The organism is Enterobacter cloacae complex sp. 394I7, assembly GCF_057320345.1.
Genome location: NZ_JBXWCR010000001.1, coordinates 1,492,826 through 1,510,072, shown reverse-complemented (window position 1 = coordinate 1,510,072; position 17,247 = coordinate 1,492,826). Strand labels below are relative to the sequence as shown.

19 protein-coding genes are annotated in these 17,247 nt (G+C 50.9%); 11 read left to right on the top strand and 8 right to left on the bottom strand.

Features of this window, described 5'->3' with window-relative positions:
* Nucleotides 1-8 precede the first annotated feature (8 nt).
* Genes AC2FAP_RS07325 through AC2FAP_RS07315 form a run of 3 tightly spaced genes read left to right on the top strand, consistent with a single transcriptional unit; the run spans nt 9 to nt 2,258 of the window.
* On the top strand, nt 9-827 hold the full coding sequence (locus AC2FAP_RS07325; protein ID WP_449541703.1) for an oxidoreductase: 819 nt from the start codon (nt 9-11) through the stop codon (nt 825-827).
* 4 nt (nt 828-831) lie between these two features.
* A complete protein-coding gene (locus tag AC2FAP_RS07320) occupies nt 832-1,242 on the top strand; it encodes a hypothetical protein (protein ID WP_449541702.1) in 411 nt (136 codons plus the stop codon).
* On the top strand, nt 1,239-2,258 hold the full coding sequence (locus AC2FAP_RS07315; RefSeq protein ID WP_449541701.1) for an NADP-dependent oxidoreductase: 1,020 nt from the start codon (nt 1,239-1,241) through the stop codon (nt 2,256-2,258). The genes AC2FAP_RS07320 and AC2FAP_RS07315 overlap by 4 nt, the downstream gene beginning before the upstream one ends.
* 87 nt (nt 2,259-2,345) lie before the next feature.
* On the opposite strand, the gene attM is transcribed toward AC2FAP_RS07315, so the two are convergent.
* Entirely contained in the window at nt 2,346-3,137 is a 792-nt protein-coding gene (gene attM, locus AC2FAP_RS07310; protein ID WP_449541700.1) for an AttM family quorum-quenching N-acyl homoserine lactonase, read from the bottom strand.
* 161 nt (nt 3,138-3,298) lie between these two features.
* On the opposite strand from attM, the gene AC2FAP_RS07305 reads away from it, so the two are divergent.
* The gene (locus AC2FAP_RS07305) at nt 3,299-4,198 is read left to right on the top strand and encodes a LysR family transcriptional regulator (protein WP_485452896.1); all 900 of its coding nucleotides are present in this window, start codon (nt 3,299-3,301) and stop codon (nt 4,196-4,198) included.
* Nucleotides 4,199-4,358: 160 nt separating this feature from the next.
* Here the strand turns inward: AC2FAP_RS07305 and AC2FAP_RS07300 are convergent, their stop codons facing one another.
* A complete protein-coding gene (locus tag AC2FAP_RS07300) occupies nt 4,359-5,261 on the bottom strand; it encodes a LysR family transcriptional regulator (RefSeq protein ID WP_485452895.1) in 903 nt (300 codons plus the stop codon).
* A 98-nt stretch (nt 5,262-5,359) separates the two neighbouring features.
* On the opposite strand from AC2FAP_RS07300, the gene AC2FAP_RS07295 reads away from it, so the two are divergent.
* Nucleotides 5,360-6,082 (top strand): SDR family oxidoreductase, encoded by a 723-nt coding sequence (locus AC2FAP_RS07295; RefSeq protein WP_449541698.1) that lies wholly within the window; start codon nt 5,360-5,362, stop codon nt 6,080-6,082.
* A gap of 142 nt (nt 6,083-6,224) precedes the next feature.
* On the opposite strand, the gene AC2FAP_RS07290 is transcribed toward AC2FAP_RS07295, so the two are convergent.
* The 3 genes from AC2FAP_RS07290 to AC2FAP_RS07280 form a co-directional block, all read right to left on the bottom strand.
* Complete coding sequence (locus tag AC2FAP_RS07290) at nt 6,225-6,971, bottom strand: SDR family oxidoreductase (protein ID WP_020882399.1); 747 nt, start codon at nt 6,969-6,971, stop codon at nt 6,225-6,227.
* Nucleotides 6,972-7,073: 102 nt separating this feature from the next.
* Entirely contained in the window at nt 7,074-7,955 is an 882-nt protein-coding gene (locus AC2FAP_RS07285) for a helix-turn-helix domain-containing protein (protein WP_086532424.1), read from the bottom strand.
* An 18-nt stretch (nt 7,956-7,973) separates the two neighbouring features.
* Nucleotides 7,974-8,639 carry an NADPH-dependent F420 reductase gene (locus AC2FAP_RS07280; RefSeq protein ID WP_072059685.1) on the bottom strand — a complete coding sequence of 222 codons (666 nt, stop codon included), beginning with the start codon at nt 8,637-8,639 and terminating at the stop codon, nt 7,974-7,976.
* Between the two features lie 75 nt (nt 8,640-8,714).
* Between AC2FAP_RS07280 and AC2FAP_RS07275 the strand changes: the two genes are divergently transcribed.
* The gene (locus AC2FAP_RS07275) at nt 8,715-9,605 is read left to right on the top strand and encodes a LysR family transcriptional regulator (protein WP_032680864.1); all 891 of its coding nucleotides are present in this window, start codon (nt 8,715-8,717) and stop codon (nt 9,603-9,605) included.
* A 46-nt stretch (nt 9,606-9,651) separates the two neighbouring features.
* Here AC2FAP_RS07275 and AC2FAP_RS07270 read toward each other — a convergent pair whose 3' ends face one another.
* Nucleotides 9,652-10,428, bottom strand: coding sequence for a MipA/OmpV family protein (locus AC2FAP_RS07270; protein ID WP_449541697.1), 777 nt, complete (start codon nt 10,426-10,428; stop codon nt 9,652-9,654).
* A 105-nt stretch (nt 10,429-10,533) separates the two neighbouring features.
* Between AC2FAP_RS07270 and AC2FAP_RS07265 the strand changes: the two genes are divergently transcribed.
* Nucleotides 10,534-11,220 (top strand): response regulator, encoded by a 687-nt coding sequence (locus AC2FAP_RS07265; RefSeq protein WP_020882404.1) that lies wholly within the window; start codon nt 10,534-10,536, stop codon nt 11,218-11,220.
* Nucleotides 11,217-12,419, top strand: coding sequence for a sensor histidine kinase (locus AC2FAP_RS07260; protein ID WP_449541696.1), 1,203 nt, complete (start codon nt 11,217-11,219; stop codon nt 12,417-12,419). The genes AC2FAP_RS07265 and AC2FAP_RS07260 overlap by 4 nt, the downstream gene beginning before the upstream one ends.
* Nucleotides 12,420-12,666: 247 nt before the next feature.
* Here the strand turns inward: AC2FAP_RS07260 and AC2FAP_RS07255 are convergent, their stop codons facing one another.
* Complete coding sequence (locus AC2FAP_RS07255; protein ID WP_449541695.1) at nt 12,667-13,557, bottom strand: GNAT family protein; 891 nt, start codon at nt 13,555-13,557, stop codon at nt 12,667-12,669.
* Nucleotides 13,558-13,805: 248 nt separating this feature from the next.
* Between AC2FAP_RS07255 and AC2FAP_RS07250 the strand changes: the two genes are divergently transcribed.
* The 3 genes from AC2FAP_RS07250 (at nt 13,806) to AC2FAP_RS07240 (ending at nt 16,285) form a co-directional block, all read left to right on the top strand.
* Complete coding sequence (locus AC2FAP_RS07250) at nt 13,806-14,153, top strand: MerR family transcriptional regulator (RefSeq protein WP_020882407.1); 348 nt, start codon at nt 13,806-13,808, stop codon at nt 14,151-14,153.
* A gap of 37 nt (nt 14,154-14,190) precedes the next feature.
* On the top strand, nt 14,191-14,943 hold the full coding sequence (locus AC2FAP_RS07245; protein ID WP_449541694.1) for a glucose 1-dehydrogenase: 753 nt from the start codon (nt 14,191-14,193) through the stop codon (nt 14,941-14,943).
* A gap of 136 nt (nt 14,944-15,079) precedes the next feature.
* The gene (locus tag AC2FAP_RS07240; RefSeq protein WP_063156498.1) at nt 15,080-16,285 is read left to right on the top strand and encodes an NAD(P)/FAD-dependent oxidoreductase; all 1,206 of its coding nucleotides are present in this window, start codon (nt 15,080-15,082) and stop codon (nt 16,283-16,285) included.
* A gap of 39 nt (nt 16,286-16,324) precedes the next feature.
* On the opposite strand, the gene AC2FAP_RS07235 is transcribed toward AC2FAP_RS07240, so the two are convergent.
* Nucleotides 16,325-17,221: an AraC family transcriptional regulator gene (locus tag AC2FAP_RS07235; protein WP_014170406.1), complete on the bottom strand. Its 897-nt coding sequence runs from the start codon at nt 17,219-17,221 to the stop codon at nt 16,325-16,327.
* Nucleotides 17,222-17,247: the final 26 nt, after the last annotated feature.

The following is a 17,247-nucleotide window of genomic DNA, read 5'->3' as shown; positions in this document are numbered from 1 at the left end:
TAGTGAGAATGACAAAAAAACGTGTAGCACTGGTGACCGGAGCTTCTTCGGGGATCGGTGAGGCGTCGGCTAAAAAACTGCTGGCCGCGGGGTATACGGTCTATGGCACCAGCCGGCGCGGTGCGCAGGCAGGTACACATCCCTTTACGTTATTAACGCTTGATGTGACGGACGATGCGTCCGTGAGCGCCGCCATTGAGGCGTTACTGCACCTGGAAGGGCGGATAGATTTGCTGGTGAATAATGCGGGCTTTGGGGTTGCTCCTGCGGCCGCGGAAGAAAGTTCGATTGATCAGGCCAGGCGTATTTTCGACACCAACTTTCTTGGCCTGGTCAGAATGACGCGGGCAGTGATCCCGCACATGCGCCGTCAGGGCAGTGGGCGCATCATCAACATTGGTTCGATATTAGGGATTGTCCCGCTACCGTACGTGGCACTGTATGCAGCCAGTAAGCATGCGGTTGAAGGGTATACGGGCGCGCTGGACCATGAACTGCGCACACAGGGTATCAGGGTCTCCGTGATCGAGCCGGCCTATATAAAGACACAGTTCGACGTAAACAATTTAGAACCTGACGCGAAGCTAGAAGAATATGAACCGCTCCGGGCTAAGCTGAACAACGTCGTCAGCAAGGCAATGGACGAGGCGGAACGTCCGGAAGTGGTGGCTGATGTGGTGGTAAAGGCTGCCCAGGCTTTACGGCCTAAGGTGCGTTATACGGCGGGCACGCTGGCAGGGAAACTGAATTTCATTCGCCGCTTTGCGCCTGCTTCACTTCTGGACAAGGTGGTACGCAACAGTCTTCAGCTCGACGCGAAAGAATAAGAATATGAAATTTTCTCAACTGGCTATTTTGACTGCCGGGTTGTTTTTCATCCTGGCGGCGATATGGATGTTCTGCCCGCAACTGCTGTTAACGCAGTGGGGAATCACGCCGACACCGGGAACTGATGTGCTCGGCCATCGCTCTGCCGCCCTGTACGCGGGCCTGGGGGTGATGTGTTTATTCGCCAGGCACGCAGAGCCCTCGCTGGCACGCTATGCCCTGGCAGCAGGGATCGGTACGTTATGTTTGATTTTAGCCGTGTCCGGCGTTGTTGAGTGGTATGCAGGACACGTTAATGGGCAGATCGTTATTGCAGTATTTATCGAGCTATTCCTGGGTATCGCTTTTTTACTCAGCAACAGCGTTGGTAAGAAACACGCCACCGGCAAACCCGTCAGAGTAAAAGACAAATGAATAAGAAGACGATGAAAGCATTTACGTTCAAACGCTATGGTAAATCCCCTGAACTGGGATTCGACGACGTAGATTTTCCGTCCCCTGGTGATGATGAAATTCTGGTCAAAGTGTATGCAGTAGGTCTGAACCCGATCGATAACATGATCCCGACCGGCATGTTCAAACGTGTTCTGCATTTCAGTCTCCCCGCGACGTTGGGCAGTGACGTGTCCGGCGTTGTCGTTGCCACAGGACGTCGCGTGACGCGTTTCAACGCAGGCGATGAGGTGTTTGCCAGTATTTTTGACAGGGGAACGGGTTCTCTTGCTGAATTTGTGCGGGTGCCAGAAAACCTTGCAGCGTTAAAACCCGCCACTCTGGATTTCGTACAGGCAGCGTCGCTTCCGATGGTCAGTCTCACCTCCTGGCAAGCGCTGACGGAACGCGCGAAGCTGCGAGCGGGGCAGAAAGTATTTATCCCGGCCGGCTCCGGTGGAATTGGCAGTTTTGCTATCCAACTGGCAAAACACCTTGGCGCAACGGTAGGGACGACAACCAGCACCGCCAACATTGACTGGGTGAGCCGCCTTGGCGCAGATGAGGTGGTTGACTATAAAAAGCAGGAATTCGAAAAAGTGCTGAGCGGCTACGATATTGTCCTCGGGACTATCAGAGGTGACGCGATTGAGAAATCCACCCAAATCCTTAAACCGGGAGGGAAGATAGTTTCCCTGATCGGGCCGTTAGATACGGCTTTCGCACGGGAAAGACACCTCAATGTTTTCCTGCGTTTCGTATTAGGACTGATGAGCCGCAAAATCATGCGACTGTCACATAAACGAGGATTAACCTATTCGTTTCTCTTTGTCCGCCCTGATGGCAGCCAGCTTAGCCAAATCGCTGAACTCATGGACGCTCAACGCATCAAACCCGTTATCGACAACGTTTTCCCCTTTGCCGAAACTGGCGACGCCTTCGCCTATCTGGCTCGCGGGCATGCAAAGGGGAAAGTGGTGGTTAAAATTCATGAGTGATAGCAACGAAGGCTTGCCTCTGCGCTAAGCATAAATGACCAGGGTTATCGCCTCAGGGAAGAGGTATAGTCACTATCACCGTTCGTATCAGTTATAACCTTCCGTCTTCATCGCATAATGCGGCCAGATATCAGGATCGTGCCCGGGAATAATTTCCGCATTATGCATCTGGGTAACCACTCTTAGTTTTGCCACCGATCGTGCCACCTCACTGGCCGAAGTCATCAAGCCAGGCAGGGCTTTATCCTGAAAATGGTCAAGCGTATAGGCAGCATCTATCGCCAGGGTGAACGATTTTCCACTCGGCAGGGAGACGACGAAAGATTGATGACCCGGGGAGTGGCCTGGCGTGTAAATGATTTTCAGAACGCCGTCGCCGTACAGATCAAAACCGTCATCGGCATCTCCTGCCAGAAACTGCCATATGAGACCTTCGCGATGAAAATCTTTCCGACAGTAGGCCCCGGCGGTAAACCAGTCCGGTGAAAAGGCATAGTCGTACTCAGCACGTTGCACAAGATGAGTGGCTTCAGGAAAGCGGCCAATCGCGCCAGTATGGTCAGAGTGGAGGTGGGAGAGTAAGACATAACGCACCGATTCTGGCCTTATTCCGAGCTTCGCCAGTTGTCTTCTACAGCCCTGGTTTGTATCCATGATGGGTTGATACTGTTCAACAGCCGGTCCCCAGTAGGCGCGGGGATCCTTCAGCCCTTCCACCGCAAGCCCACCGTCAATAACAACATTCCCCTGCGGATGCGTCAGTAAAAACCAGGGGACAGGTATAATGTAGTCGGCGCCTTCACCCTGATTCATCCTGATATCGTGATATTTACAACGCTGATAGCCCGACTGGAACATATAAAGCCTGATATCTGACATGCTTCTTTTCCCGTAAAAAATGAAATGTTCTGTACGCCGTAGCTAGAACAGCCGTGGACGCACAGATTTTCATTAACAGAAGGGCCTGGCAGTAGAGGGGCGGGACCACTTTCATTTATCGGTTTTACCAATATAATCGGTGAATGGATTTACTCACGGCAATGCGTATTTTCATTCGGGTGGTTGAGCGCGGAAGCATGTCTGCCGCTGCGCGCGATCTCGGCATCGGACAGCCGGCGGTCAGTGAAAGGATAGAGCGTCTGGAAGCTCATCTTAATACCCGCCTGCTGCGACGTCACACGCGCCGAATGTCTCTCACCAATAGCGGGACGCTGTTCTATGAACGGAGCAAAAGCGCCGTTGCAGCGGCTGACCATGCGCTGGCAATCGCGGATAATGGTGAGGCAATTAGTGGAACCCTGCGCATTGCCGCACCCTATGGAGCCGGGGAAGAGTTACTTATGCCCGCCCTGCTTAAACTGCAATTGGCCTATCCGGGCATAAACATAGATCTGGTGCTCAGTGACAGAGTGACGGACCCGGTCACCGAAGGTGTGGATATCTCGCTACGTCTTGGTGAAGCGGGGGAAGGATATTATGTTGCCCGCCCGTTGGGGAAAATTGAGCGGTTGCTGGTGGCCTCTCCCGAATATTTGCAGCGTTATGATATGCCCCGTACACCGGGTGAGCTCGCCCGATATGCGTTTGCTCGTGTTTCGGGCCTGTTTATGAATAACCATGTGACGCTGATCGCGCCTGACAACGCGTTACTCACCGTCCCTGTGAGAATAACATTCACTTCCAGCCACTGGCGGCCGTTACGTACTGTGCTTCTGGCAGGAAGGGCAATCGGGGTATTGCAGTCTCCGGTTTGCCTACAGGAGATTGCCGACGGGCATCTCGTACCTGTGTTACCCGACTACCTTGTTCCTTCATTCCCTGCATATCTACTTTATCCTCCGGCTAATATCATCTCCGCTGAAACACGAGCATGTGTCGCTTTCCTTGAAAACGAACTTCGCACAAGCCTTACGCGCTCGGTAACAAAAGGGCAGCTATAGTTCTCAAACTCGAATATGAGGCTGTTAAATAAACGGTTGAACAAAATTTCTTGCCTGCCTGAGGTACACCCTGTTAATGGCTTGCCCAGTCGAGCATGCGTCATTCGCTGCTACGGCGCGGCAACTCTTGGGAAGCTAAATATTCTGCGCGGGTTTGAAACTACTGCAGTGACGTCTTCCCCCACTGCCTGACGTGTTCAATCAGAGCCCGCAGCTTGGGGGCCATATTTCGACGTTGCGGGAAGTACAGATAAAACCCAGGAAAAGGCGGAAGAAAATCATCCAGTAATGAAACAAGCTGTCCTTTTTCAATAAATGGCCTGAATGTTTCATAGGTTGCAAAGGTAATTCCTCCCCCCGCAAGCGCGAGCCTGAGCATGAGACGGAGATCGTTGGTGGTGATATGCGGTTCAACCGCCACGTCGAAAGGTATTCCCGCTTCCTCAAATTCCCAGCGATAGGGCGCGACGTCTGGCGATGGGCGCCAGCCGATACAGCGATGGCGGATAAGCTCTCGCGGATGGCGCGGTGCGCTGTGGGCCGCCAGATACGTTGGTGATGCCACCACCACTTCCCGTTGCTGTCCCGTCAGAGGGACAGCAATCATGTCTTTTTCGATCACGTCACCGAGCCTTACGCCGGCATCAAAGCCCGCTGCCACGATATCAAATTCGTCATCCGACACGACGATATCGATGGTGACGGCAGGGTTAGCGGCTGCAAAGGACGCGAGCAGAGGGCCTGAAAGAAATTCTTCTGCAATTGAGGTGACAGCAATTTTCAGATGCCCTCGCGGCCCGTTGTCAGAGAGAACGTCTTCGCACGCCGCGTCAATCGTTGATAGCGGTACGGACAACGATTTTCGCAGCCGTTCTCCCACTTCAGTCAGGTTTACCGAACGTGTGGTGCGCATGACAAGCAAGGTCCCGAACGTATCCTCCAGGCGTCTGATCCCCTGGCTGACCGCCGATCGCGTCACGCCAAGACGTTCGGCGGCAGCGCTGAAGCTACGTTCCTCCGCGACAGCCAGAAACAGAGGTAAAAGATTAAGGTCAATTTTCATTGTTTAGGTTTGCTAACCAGTGTGTAAACCAGTGGCAGGATACACGAAACAATACCCTCGTTCTATTATCCCTCTGAACTCAACTGAAGGAGTAAATCATGGATAAAGTCATCTTGATCACCGGTGCATCCAGCGGTATCGGAGAGGGTATTGCACGAGAGCTTGGCAATGCAGGCGCGAAGTTGTTACTTGGGGCACGCAGGAAAGATCGTATTGAAGCTATCGCTGCAGAAATTCGCAGTACAGGCGGGCATGCGGAAGCCTGCGAGCTGGATGTCACAACTCGCCAGTCGATGTCTGATTTCGTGCAGGCGGCACTGACTAGGTGGGGGCGTATTGACGTTCTGATCAACAACGCGGGAATAATGCCCCTTTCTCCACTGGCAGCAGGTAAATATGATGAATGGGAACGTACCATTGATGTGAATATCAAGGGCGTGCTATGGGGGATTGGTGCCGTGCTTCCCACCATGGAAGCGCAGGGCTCCGGTCAGATTATCAATATTGGCTCTATCGGTGCTCTCTCTGTGGTGCCGACAGCTGCCGTCTATTGCGCCACAAAGTTCGCCGTTCGGGCGATTTCAGATGGCTTGCGACAGGAAAGCGCCAGCATCCGTGTCACCTGCGTCAACCCCGGTGTGGTGGAAAGCGAACTTGCCTCGACCATTACTCATCCGGAAACGCAGGCGGCAATGGAGGTATACCGTTCCATTGCACTCCAGCCGGCTGATATTGCCCGCGCTGTTCGGCAAGTGATTGAAGCACCTGAAAATGTTGATACAACAGAAATCACGATTCGACCTACCGCGTCTGCGAACTGACCTGGCTAACGCATATTCACCACGAAAGCTGCCTGTAAGGCAGCTTTTTTTTGTCGTGTCACAGAGTGCAGGGTGAAAATTGTATGTGTATTGAAAAGGTCATAACGCGGGCCAGACAACCGGTGTGGCCCGCATGGCAAACTTACCACTGCTGCTCTGTGGGCATGATGAACAATTCTGCCACGTCGACATGATCCGGCGCGCGCAGCACATAAAGGATGGAATCAGCAATATCCTCTGACTTCAGGAACGTCATGTGTTCCTTCAGGTTTTCCATCTGTGCACGGTAGTTTTCGTCAGTAATGTGCTCGAATAATTCACTTTCAACCGCGCCTGGCTGAAGTGAGGTTACGCGAATATTGTATTGAGACGAAAGCTCCATGCGTAATACATCTGAAAATGCGGCTACCGCATGTTTCGTCGCGCAATATACCCCGAGTCCAGCGAACGTTTTTCTGCCCGCAATCGAGGACGTATTGATGATATGCCCTGACTTTTGCGCTTGCATCACAGGGAGTACCGCGGCCACCGTGTTCATTAAGCCCTTAATATTGACATCAACCATACGATGCCACTCCTCCAGTTTGAGACTGGCGATGTCTGAAATGGGCATGAGTCCGGCATTGTTAAAGGCGATATCAATGTGGCCATAGGCGTCGTGCAGTTTCTTCACGCCGTCGAAGACTGACGCCTGGTCAGTCACATCCATTTCCAGTGCAATGGCTTCTCCGCCGAAGGCCTTGATTTCTGATACCAGCGCCTGGAGACGATCCCGGCGGCGGGCCGCGAGTCCCACTTTGACCCCTTCTCTGGCCAATTTAATGGCGGTGGCTGCGCCGATACCGCTTGATGCACCGGTCACGATGGCTGATTTACCGTTGAGTTCCATGATTGATCCTCTTATGCGTTTGTTTAAGCGCTTCAGCAAAGAACATCTGAAGTTCGGGTCAATCATGTCTGCAAAAGGCACTCTCTTCGCGCGGTGGTTTGCTCACGCTGTCGGTGTTTTGCTACGCATATTTTCGTGGCGATATTGGGAAGGCGAAATACCGGTGTGCTTGCGGAATATGGCAGCAAAATGGCTGGGGCTGTTGTAGCCCACGGTCAGGGCAATGCTGATCATCGAATCCTCTGTCTCGGACAACAGGCGGCGCGCCGCTTCCATTCGCAAGCGGATAAAATAATGGGAAGGCGAAAGCCCGGTAGACTGTTTAAAGACCCGGCTGAAATGGAATTCACTAAGCTCGGCAAGGCCAGCCAGACGTGCTAAGTCGAAGGGGAGAGCCAGCTCTTCATGCATTGCCTTAAACACCCGGTGTAATTTATATGCCTGCAACCCGCCGTGGTGTCGCTTTGCCGATGTCCGGTAAGCACGGGAGAGATGTACGGCAAGGGCTTGAGCGATACCCTGGATGTAAGGTCCACTGGGTGGGTGTTGAAAATAAAGCTCTGCGCGCATAAGTTCCAGCAGGGCTGACAGTGTTTCATCGCGTTCGCCCGACACTTCCCGCAGCTCAATGTCCTGCATCATGGACACACCAATATAGACGTGCATAACGATGAAAGGGCAGTCTGGCTCGGCTTGCCATCTCATCTCTGTCGGAGAGGTGTCGGTCGTGAGAAAAAAATCACCTGCGGTAACGTGGTTTTCTGACCACTCTCCGCCCAGAGGCCGTTCTTCAACGACGGCCCGCCCAGAGAGTATCCAGACAATAAAAGGCTCTGGCACGGCCGGGATAATAACGTTGTCCTGCCTCTGCCGACGCGCCAGAATTTGAATGAAGACATCCCGGGAAGATTGTGCCCGATGTTCCTTGAGCAATTCGCCCGGAATGTACGCTTCGAATGATTCAGCGGAAGTACGTTGAGCCATATTCGTCAATAACGTCTCTTAAGCCAGTTTCACAAGGTTTAGCGCGGGAAGGGGACCACCCGGGAATTGTTGCAGATATCCCCCCATCTCAAGACTCCCTAAGTCTATACTGGCGAAGCCCATTCGGGTGGCTAATTCCTCAACGTCCGCTTTTGCATCAGCGTGGTCGCCGGACATAAAGACCACGCGGCGCCCGCCAGATTGGGACGGGTCTTGCGCAAGAACGTTTGCCCGAAGCGTGTTGAAGGCTTTGACGACCCGGGCTCCCGCTGCCCATTCTGAAACGCGCTGGGATGAGTTTTTACCCCCCAGATCTGCAAGGGTGTAGCCCGGCAAAAGTACCGGGTTAGTCGCGTCAATCAGAATACGACCCTCCCAGTTCACCCCACTTAATGCGGCCTCGGTTCTGTTCCAGTTGGTACTTATAAAAACGATTTCGGCTTCGGCAGCCTGTTGTACCGTTCCGGCGCGGGCTTTGTCGCCCAATGCCTCAATCACTTCAGCCAGGCTGTCCGGGCCACGACTGTTACTGAGGATGACATTCACGCCTGCGTTGACCAGCTGGTGGGCAAAAGCTTGTCCGATGGCGCCTGCACCAATAATGCCGACAGTATTTGTTTTCATAGTTTGTTTCCTTAAATGAACAGATGCGTTGATGTGTTTGGCGACGTTGCTTGAGAACATGAAAGGAGAATAGTGCTCACCGATCTATCTGTGTAGCCTATATAATTAGATGGTATACATCTAAAGGGGCGATACATGCTGGATGGTATGTCGATTGATCAACTGCGTACTTTCATTGCTGCGGTTGATGAAGGCAGTTTCTCGGCCGCAGGTCGCAAACTTCGCCGGGCGCAGTCCGTCGTTAGCGCTACGCTGGCAAATCTGGAATCTCAGGTAGGTTTTCCTTTATTTGAGCGAACGGGACGTTACCCGAAACTGACGGAGGCGGGGGCAGCCTTACTGGAGGCCGCACGCCATACGCTTGCCGGAATGGACGCGTTTAAGGCTAAGGCGCGTATCCTGGCAGAAGGCCTGGAACCCGAACTCGCCGTGTCTGTGGATGTGATGTTTCCGATAGAGATCCTGACCGCAGTCGTGAAGGAATTTCATCTGGCCTTTCCCGGCACACCGTTGCGTCTTTATGTTGAGGCGCTGGGCGCGGTACTTCAGCCATTGCTGGCCGGCAACTGTCGGGTCGCGATTATCGGCTCGCTACCGGATGTTCCGACCGGGTGTGCCTCTGAGTTCCTGCTCAGTGTTCCTGCCGTGGCTGTGGTCTCACCCGATCATCCTTTGGCTAAAATGGCTGGCCCAATTCTTCGGCCGGTTATGGAGAACGCTGTGCAGCTTGTATTGGCTGACCGCTCATCACTCACGGCGGGTCGCAACTTTGGTGTGATGTCGGCTAAGACGTGGCGTTTGGGTGACATGGGGGCAAAACATGCATTCTTGCGTGCGGGCCTCGGTTGGGGTTATATGCCTTTGCCTATGGTTGAGGACGATCTTGCTAATGGCAGACTGGTTATCCTGAACCTGGAGATGCAGCCCGATGTTGGCCCTGGTTTTTCCATGCATGCGGTACATATGACGCAATATCCTCCAGGGCCAGCCGGACGCTGGTTTATTAATAAACTTAAAACGCAATAAACCAGGTTATCTGGCGGTCAGAGCACCAGATAACCGATATCCTGCATCAGAATGTATAAAATGCCCCGACGGTAAAGAGAAGATATTCATCCTTTTGCACAATGGGGCTGCTGCTTACACGCTCTGCAAGCGTGATATACCCTAAATCCGCATAGCCGGACCAGTTATCATTAAATGTGTGTTGCCAGTTAATATCGTAATTCACACTGTTTAATCCGCTACCCGCGTTGAAAGGCCTATATCCGGAATGGGTACTTTGATTTTCATTCACCCCAAACCAGGTATTATTATACCGTGCGTCGCCGTATTTTCTTTCGGTACTGATTAGCAGAGTATCTGTGTTGTTAGCAAAAAGAACGACATTAAGTTTAATTTTATATTGCATTCCCTGGCTTTCAGTCAGCGGTGCCGTAATATTTCCCTCAAAGCCTATCCAGGGTGCTATCCACCATCCTGCCGTGGTGGTGGTATTCATTACGGTATTAATCTTACCCATACCTTTAAGTTTATCAGAGCCTTCCTGAAGCCAGGCGTTTCCGCTATCCGTGCGGCCAAGGGAATACCCCAGAGCTTGCCCCAGGTAAACGCCATTACTGAACTGATGGGAATAGACAATGCCTTTGTCGGTATTGACGGACCAGTCATCGTAAGTCCATCCGAAATACGGCAGCGTATTGACATCATATTTATTCGAGCCGGTATATTCAGGCGCATATTGTGAACCCACGCCAATCGTGACATAAGATGCTTTTTTATCTGATGATGCCTGTGAAGTGAACGATGCTGCGATGAGTGTTACTAAGGCGATTTTTATTTCCTTCATAAAACTTCCTGAATGAATTATGCTTATATCTATGAATTGCGGAGTATGCGGGCGGTCAATCAATATTCCTGCAAGATTTAATCAAGATTCCATCAAGGTGCGAATGTGAAACGTGTTTTAATTATTGAAGACGATTTGGATGCCGCGAATGTGCTTGAGGCTTACCTTAAGCGCGATCAGTTTCAGACCTCTTCGGCCAGCAGCGGTAACCGGGGGCTTGAACTGGCATTCAGCTGGAAGCCCGACATTATTTTGCTGGATGTGATGTTGCCCGGCATGAGCGGGAACGATGTTCTGCTGGCCCTGCGCCGGCGCAGTGATATTCCCGTGATTATGATCACCGCCATCCGCGACGGCAGCGACAAAATCAGCGCCCTGCGATTTGGCGCGGATGACTATGTGGTGAAGCCCTATAACCCGGGTGAGGTGGTCGCCAGAGTCCATGCTGTACTCCGTCGTTATTCCGGCGAGCGCAGCAGCACGCTTATTGAGTACCGGGGACTGCAGGCAGATACAGAGTCCATGACGGTAAGCGTTGAGAGCGAGAACGGGCAACGGACAGCGCTGGATTTAACGCCGACGGAACTGCTGCTGCTGATGACATTTCTTAAGTCACCGAATAAGGCTTTCACCCGTCAGGCGCTTCTTGAAGCGTGTCTCCCAGAAAGTGAAGCCCTGGAGCGCGTTGTGGACACGCATATCTATAACTTGCGAAAAAAACTCGAGTCAGCGGGGCAGACTGATTTGCTGATAAACGTACGAGGGATCGGTTACCGATTTGCAAATGCATGAAAAAGTTTACGTTATCTCCACGAGGCGAACCGAGTACGCTGTGGAACTGGATATGCAAGCGGCTGATATCTCTGGCAGTCGGAAGTATTATTCTTATCGCCTTTTTTATGTGGGTGCGATTTTTTGTTGAAAACAAATGGCACGCCTACCGGATGCCAGAGGCCGTCAGGGCTGAACTCTCAGTTCTGAGCAAGCACCCTGAACAGAACATCAACCGCTATCATGAAATTATCGACACCTGGTATGGGCTGTCCTACTCAGATCCGACGATGGGGATTAAGGACTGGGTCATTCTTGGCATCCTGGTTCTGATATTCATACCGATTATTTTTATGCTTACGCTGAAAACAGCGCGCCCCATATCCCATCATATTAGCCGGCTTGCCGGTGCGGCACGGTCTGTTGCTGAAGGCGGGTTTGGGACCCGCGTGCCCGTCCCGGACAATCTGCCGCTTGAATTGCGAAGCCTCAGCGAGAACTTTAACGGGATGTCGATGCAGCTGGAACGCTACGAGAAAGATTTGAAAAAATCGCATGTGATCATGGCACATGAATTGCGCTCGCCGCTGACGGCTGCCATCGGTCGCCTGCAGGGCATTATGGACGGCGTATTTGAACCCAGTCAGGCCCAGTTGAACATGATCATGCAGCAGATGAATGATTTAAACAGACTGGTTGACGATCTGCATCTGTTAAAACTGGCTGATGCCAACCAGCTGAATTTGAGCCTGGTATCAACCAGCCTGGACCAGATAATCCGTGAGAAAGTGGCATGGACGATGCCTTCAGCCCAAAGGGTGGGAGTGAACATTATCTACCATGAGGGGGAATCTGTGACCTGTCGGGTTGATCCGTACCGGATAGGCCAGGTCTTTTTGATCCTGATGGACAATGCTCTGCGCTACGCTGCGGAAGGGGGCATCCTGGATATTCGTTATCATGTCAGCGATAAAAAGATATCTGTTATTTTCCGCGACAACGGTCCGGCAGTCCCGGACGCACTGCTTGAAACCATATTTTCACCGTTTGTGCGTGAGGAGCAGTCCCGTTCACGACATACCGGTGGGTCCGGGCTTGGGCTCTCTATTGCCCGAGCGATATGCGAGGCGCATCGCGGTACTATCTTTGCAGAACGGAATGCCAGCGGAGGGCTATCGTTTACGATGACGATACCGCTAAGCGAAAAGGAACAGCATTGACGGTTCCTTAACAAAGGGTGAACTGAATCTTGTAAAAATTGAGTTTAAATACATGGTAAACGGGGGTTTACCATGTCACCTGAATTACTTCTCTCACTGCTTTCTGCCTTTCGTAAAATGGTACGATGTGGTTGTTTTTTACTGTACATCGCACCGGTGATTGTCATATTTCAGATTATCATTATTGTTTTATTGGATGCGCCGAAAGGAGATAAATAATTGTTGAGGGCAGGGCGGCTAATACAGTTCAAAGAACCAGTGATTTACCTGTAGGCTGGGTTTCGGCCCAAAGCAGTTTATAGTCCCATTTTTTATCATACAATCCGATTGAAAATTGCATTGCCTTATTTTCATTGCGACACACTTCTCGTGCATCAACAATATTTTTCCACATGAGCAGACTTCCTGGGCTGAATGCGGTGATCGACGGGTCTATCCCTCCGTTAGGAACATCAAAATACAGGCTTTTTTCACTACGGGCACACAGTACGAGATCTATCGCAACGGGGGCACCTTCAAAGAAAAGTACATTGCCGGTGACCATATGTGGCAGGGCGGATAACAGTTCAGTGATGTTTTTCCTGTTATAGCATCTGACGCTGTCAGCAAAACGCAGCCTGAAAAGATGCACGTAAATATCAGCAATATCCGCCGGTGACATCTCTCTGAGCGGGATGCATTCTCCGCCCGCAGCCAGCATTTTTTTTAGCTCCCCGTTTCTTTTTTTCACCGTTTTACCTGAGAAAGATGTTTTAATCAGGCAAACCTTACGTTTTTCACGAAAAGCATAGGTGGCATTTATTATATTCCCACGCAGCGATGACGACAGCCGGTTTGTTTTTACTGGCAGAACGATTTTTTGATCGGCAGCCATGGGGATAATAATTTCATCATAAGATACCGGGTAATCGCGCCAGACATTCAGGCCGAAGGTATTTTCATCACTGGTAAAGTACGCTGCGGTGACCTCGCCATCGCGTCGGTAATGCCAGAATGCGAAATCTTTTTCCTTCTTCTGCATAAAGAAATTGATAATGTCGGGGTGAGTATTAACACTGCCGCCGTACTTATAATAAGCCGCCTGGTAATGCGTGAAGTTTGAACGTTCCCATCCAAAAAGCGAATGTCTGAAGCCCATTATTGTTTCTCCTTGCAATCTCATCAGAGGGCGCTGTCAGCGCCGGGCAGTTCTGTCTGAACAGGCTGATTATCCCGACCGTTAATCAATAAACGGTCAAGGCAAAATCAAGATTGCTGCAATCTTCGTTGGCGGAGTTAATTTTGCCTGTCTCAGGAAATATCTGCTTACATTCCAGCTAACGCTATGCTCTTTACATTGACACTAGTGTCAATGTTGTAGAGTGCATCTATGACGAGGAGAAAGGTATGCGACCATCTGAACTGGCGGCGCTCACTGGCGTCAGCACCCGAGTGCTCAGACATTATGAAGCTAAAGGACTGATTGTTTCTCAGCGGTTGGACAACGGTTATCGGAATTACGACGCGAAAGACGTCGAGAAAGTGAGATGGATAATCTCGCTTTTAAAATGTGGGTTCAGTACCCGACAGATTGCAGAGCTGGAAAAGTTTTCTCAGGTAAGCGACATGGATGATGCGCGTTTTATCCAGTGTCTGGCCCAGCACAGAGAAAAACTTCGGGCACTGGACACGCTTATCGAATTACTTAATGAACGCAGAAATACACTTGCCACGCGTATTCACGCCTACGAGTGATCGCGCTGTCTGAGCAGTAATAACAGGAAATATCATCATGAAACAGTTAGACAATAAAGTCGCGTTAATTACCGGAGGCAGTAGCGGTATCGGACTGGCCACGGCCAAACGGTTTATTGAAGAAGGTGCAAAGGTGATTATCACTGGCAGGAATGCAGAAACCCTGCAGCAGGCGATGAATGAACTCGGTGACGATAATGCACTGTCAATACAACACGATATCGGTGACATACGAAGCCATGAAAACCTCTTTCGCATTATTAACGAAAAATACGGCAAGCTGGATGTGATGTTTGCAAATGCCGGTGTTATTGTGCTTTCCGATTTCCCGGCTTCCTCCGAAGATGATTTTAATACTCAGTTTGATATCAACGTAAAAGGGACGTTTTTCGCCGTGCAACAGGCCCTCCCGTTAATGTCCGACGGTGGCTCGATAATATTAACGTCCTCCATTGCGCATTATAAAGGGTTCGATGGACACACTATCTATGCCGCCTCAAAAGCCGCGCTGCGATCTTTTGCCCGCAGCTGGACGACCGACCTTAAAGGCCGTGGGATCCGCGTGAATTGCCTGAGCCCAGGACCCGTCGCCACACCGATTATCAGTAAAATGGGCGTTTCCCTGAGCGATCGCGAGATTTTTGACGCCAGCATCGCAAGTCGTATTCCGTTAGGTCGTATAGGCAAACCTGACGAGGTGGCCGCGGCAGCGCTGTTTCTTGCATCGGATGAAAGCAGTTTTATTTCGGGTATCGACCTGTCTGTCGATGGCGGGATGGGGCAAATTTAGCGGCGCGCGCAGCGCTGATAAAAAAACATCAAATTTGATTAAAGCACATCAATTTTGCTAGAGCAGGCAGGTTTGACTTTCACTACTCTTGGTGCGGTAACGACATTTTCATCATCCGCTGTTAACAGGTATCGCTATGAAAAAACGTATTATTATTGCCGGTTCGGGTTTTGCAGGTATGTGGGCCGCCATTTCAGCAGCAAGGCTGGTACATATGGAAAAGGCAAATGATCGGATTGAGATTTTTTTGGTTTCTCCGGAACCCGCATTAACCATTCGTCCAAGATTGTATGAAGCCGTACTTGAAAATATGGCACCCTCTATTCTGCATGTTCTTAAGGCTGCGGGTGTGCACTATATTGCCGGTTATGTCACCGATATTGACGCAGAAAATAAAACTATCTCGGTAAAAAAAGAGAGTGGCGAAACCTCGGTTAATTTTGACAGTTTTGTACTGGCCACCGGAAGCCAGGCATTTCACCCAGAACTGCCGGGGATCACGGAATACAGTTTTGATGTGAACTCATTGAATGCTGCTCATGAACTGGAGCAACACCTCATGTCGTTAGCTTCAGAGCCTTATTCTCCCGCACGAAATACTGTTGTTGTCGCCGGTGGGGGCCTGACCGGGCTTGAGACCGCCACTGAAATGCCGGAACGCCTCAGAGACCTCTTGGGTTCGGAGCACCATTTGCAGGTTATTATTGTGGACAGTTCGAACAAAATTGGTCAGGCGATGGGCGAGGATGCCTGTGAGATCATCAATCAGGCGCTGGCCAGTAATGGCGTGACTGTACGAACGGGCGTCAGAGTGCGCGCAATCAACGCTGAGGGGGTGATGCTTTCGGACGATGAATTTATCCCCAGTAAAACGGTGATATGGACGGCGGGAATGCGGGCCAGCGCGTTAGCCGGGCTCATCCCGGGCGACCACGATAATCTGGGCCGTGTTATTGGGGATGCGTATCTGCGGGCACCTGCCGCCAGGGGTATCTTCGTTACCGGCGATACCGTAAAAGTCCCTACGGATGATGAAGGTAATTATAACGTCATGTCCTGCCAGCATGCGATGAGCCTGGGGCGCGTCGCCGGTCATAACGCGGCAGCAGAAATACTGGGATTACCGCTGCATTCTTACAGCCAGCCAAAATATGTTACCTGTCTTGATCTGGGCAAATGGGGGGCGGTCTACACGGAAGGCTGGGATCATCAGGTTATGTACCAGGGCATGGAAGCGAAAAAAATAAAGCAGGAAATTAATACTCAGTGGATTTATCCGCCAGAACCCGACAGAGAGAAAATGTTTTCTGTTGCTAACCCTGATTACATTATTGTTCCGTAACAGGCCATCTCTGTTGATGCTGCCTGGCGGCAGGCAGCATCAACGCGTGTTCTTTTTTTCACGCCATTGACCGGGGGTCAAGCCTGTTATTTTTCTGAAGGCCTGGGTAAATGCATTTTGCGAGCCATAGCCGCTTTCAATGGCAATTTCTGTAATCAGTTTATCGGTGTGTTGTAACTCGTGGAAAGCGCGTTCCATTACGCGCTGCTTAAGCCACCCGTACGGGGTTAAGCCGGTACTGTTTTTAAAGGCACGGCAGAAATGAGCTGAGGAAACTCCCAGTTCAAGAGCCAGTGATTTAATCGTGACATCACCTATGGGGCTGTTATCCAGTTTTTCCAGCGCCATTTTTAATGCGCGCGAAGACAATACTCCTTGCGACTGGCCTGCGGCTGTCAGCGTGTTGGAGTGGTTTTTTATTAACTGTAATATTAATGACAGTGTTAAGTGCTCGCAGAGCAGTTGGTTAATTTTGTTATTGTCCGAAATGATTTCCGCAACGGCCAGCGTAATTTTTGATGCCGTCTCATCAAAATGCGCTGTGCGTAAGAGTAACTCAGCAGTGGGTATCTCCATTTGATTCAGAAGATCGGCGAAAATATTATCAGGAATATATAAATGCATAACATCTACAAGACCAGCAATATCCCAGCGAGATGTACTTCCCTGAGGAATTGTCGTGATGGCGCCTTTCCGGATCGTGTTTTTAACGATTTTATTTTCTGTTTTTCGCTCAACACGCTGCATATGTCCAACGTGAGCAATAATCACATGTTGATCGAGTGGCGGGATAGTTTCATGCAATGGCCCATGCGGCCAGTGATAACAGCGAATTTGCAGCGCATCTCCACTGTCTATGCCTAATTCAGGTCGGTTCTTTAATACCTGAGCCATTTTATGAACGGCATCGTCAAGAGGAATGTCATGATTTTTCATGAGTATACCTGTTAATAACAGTGGGC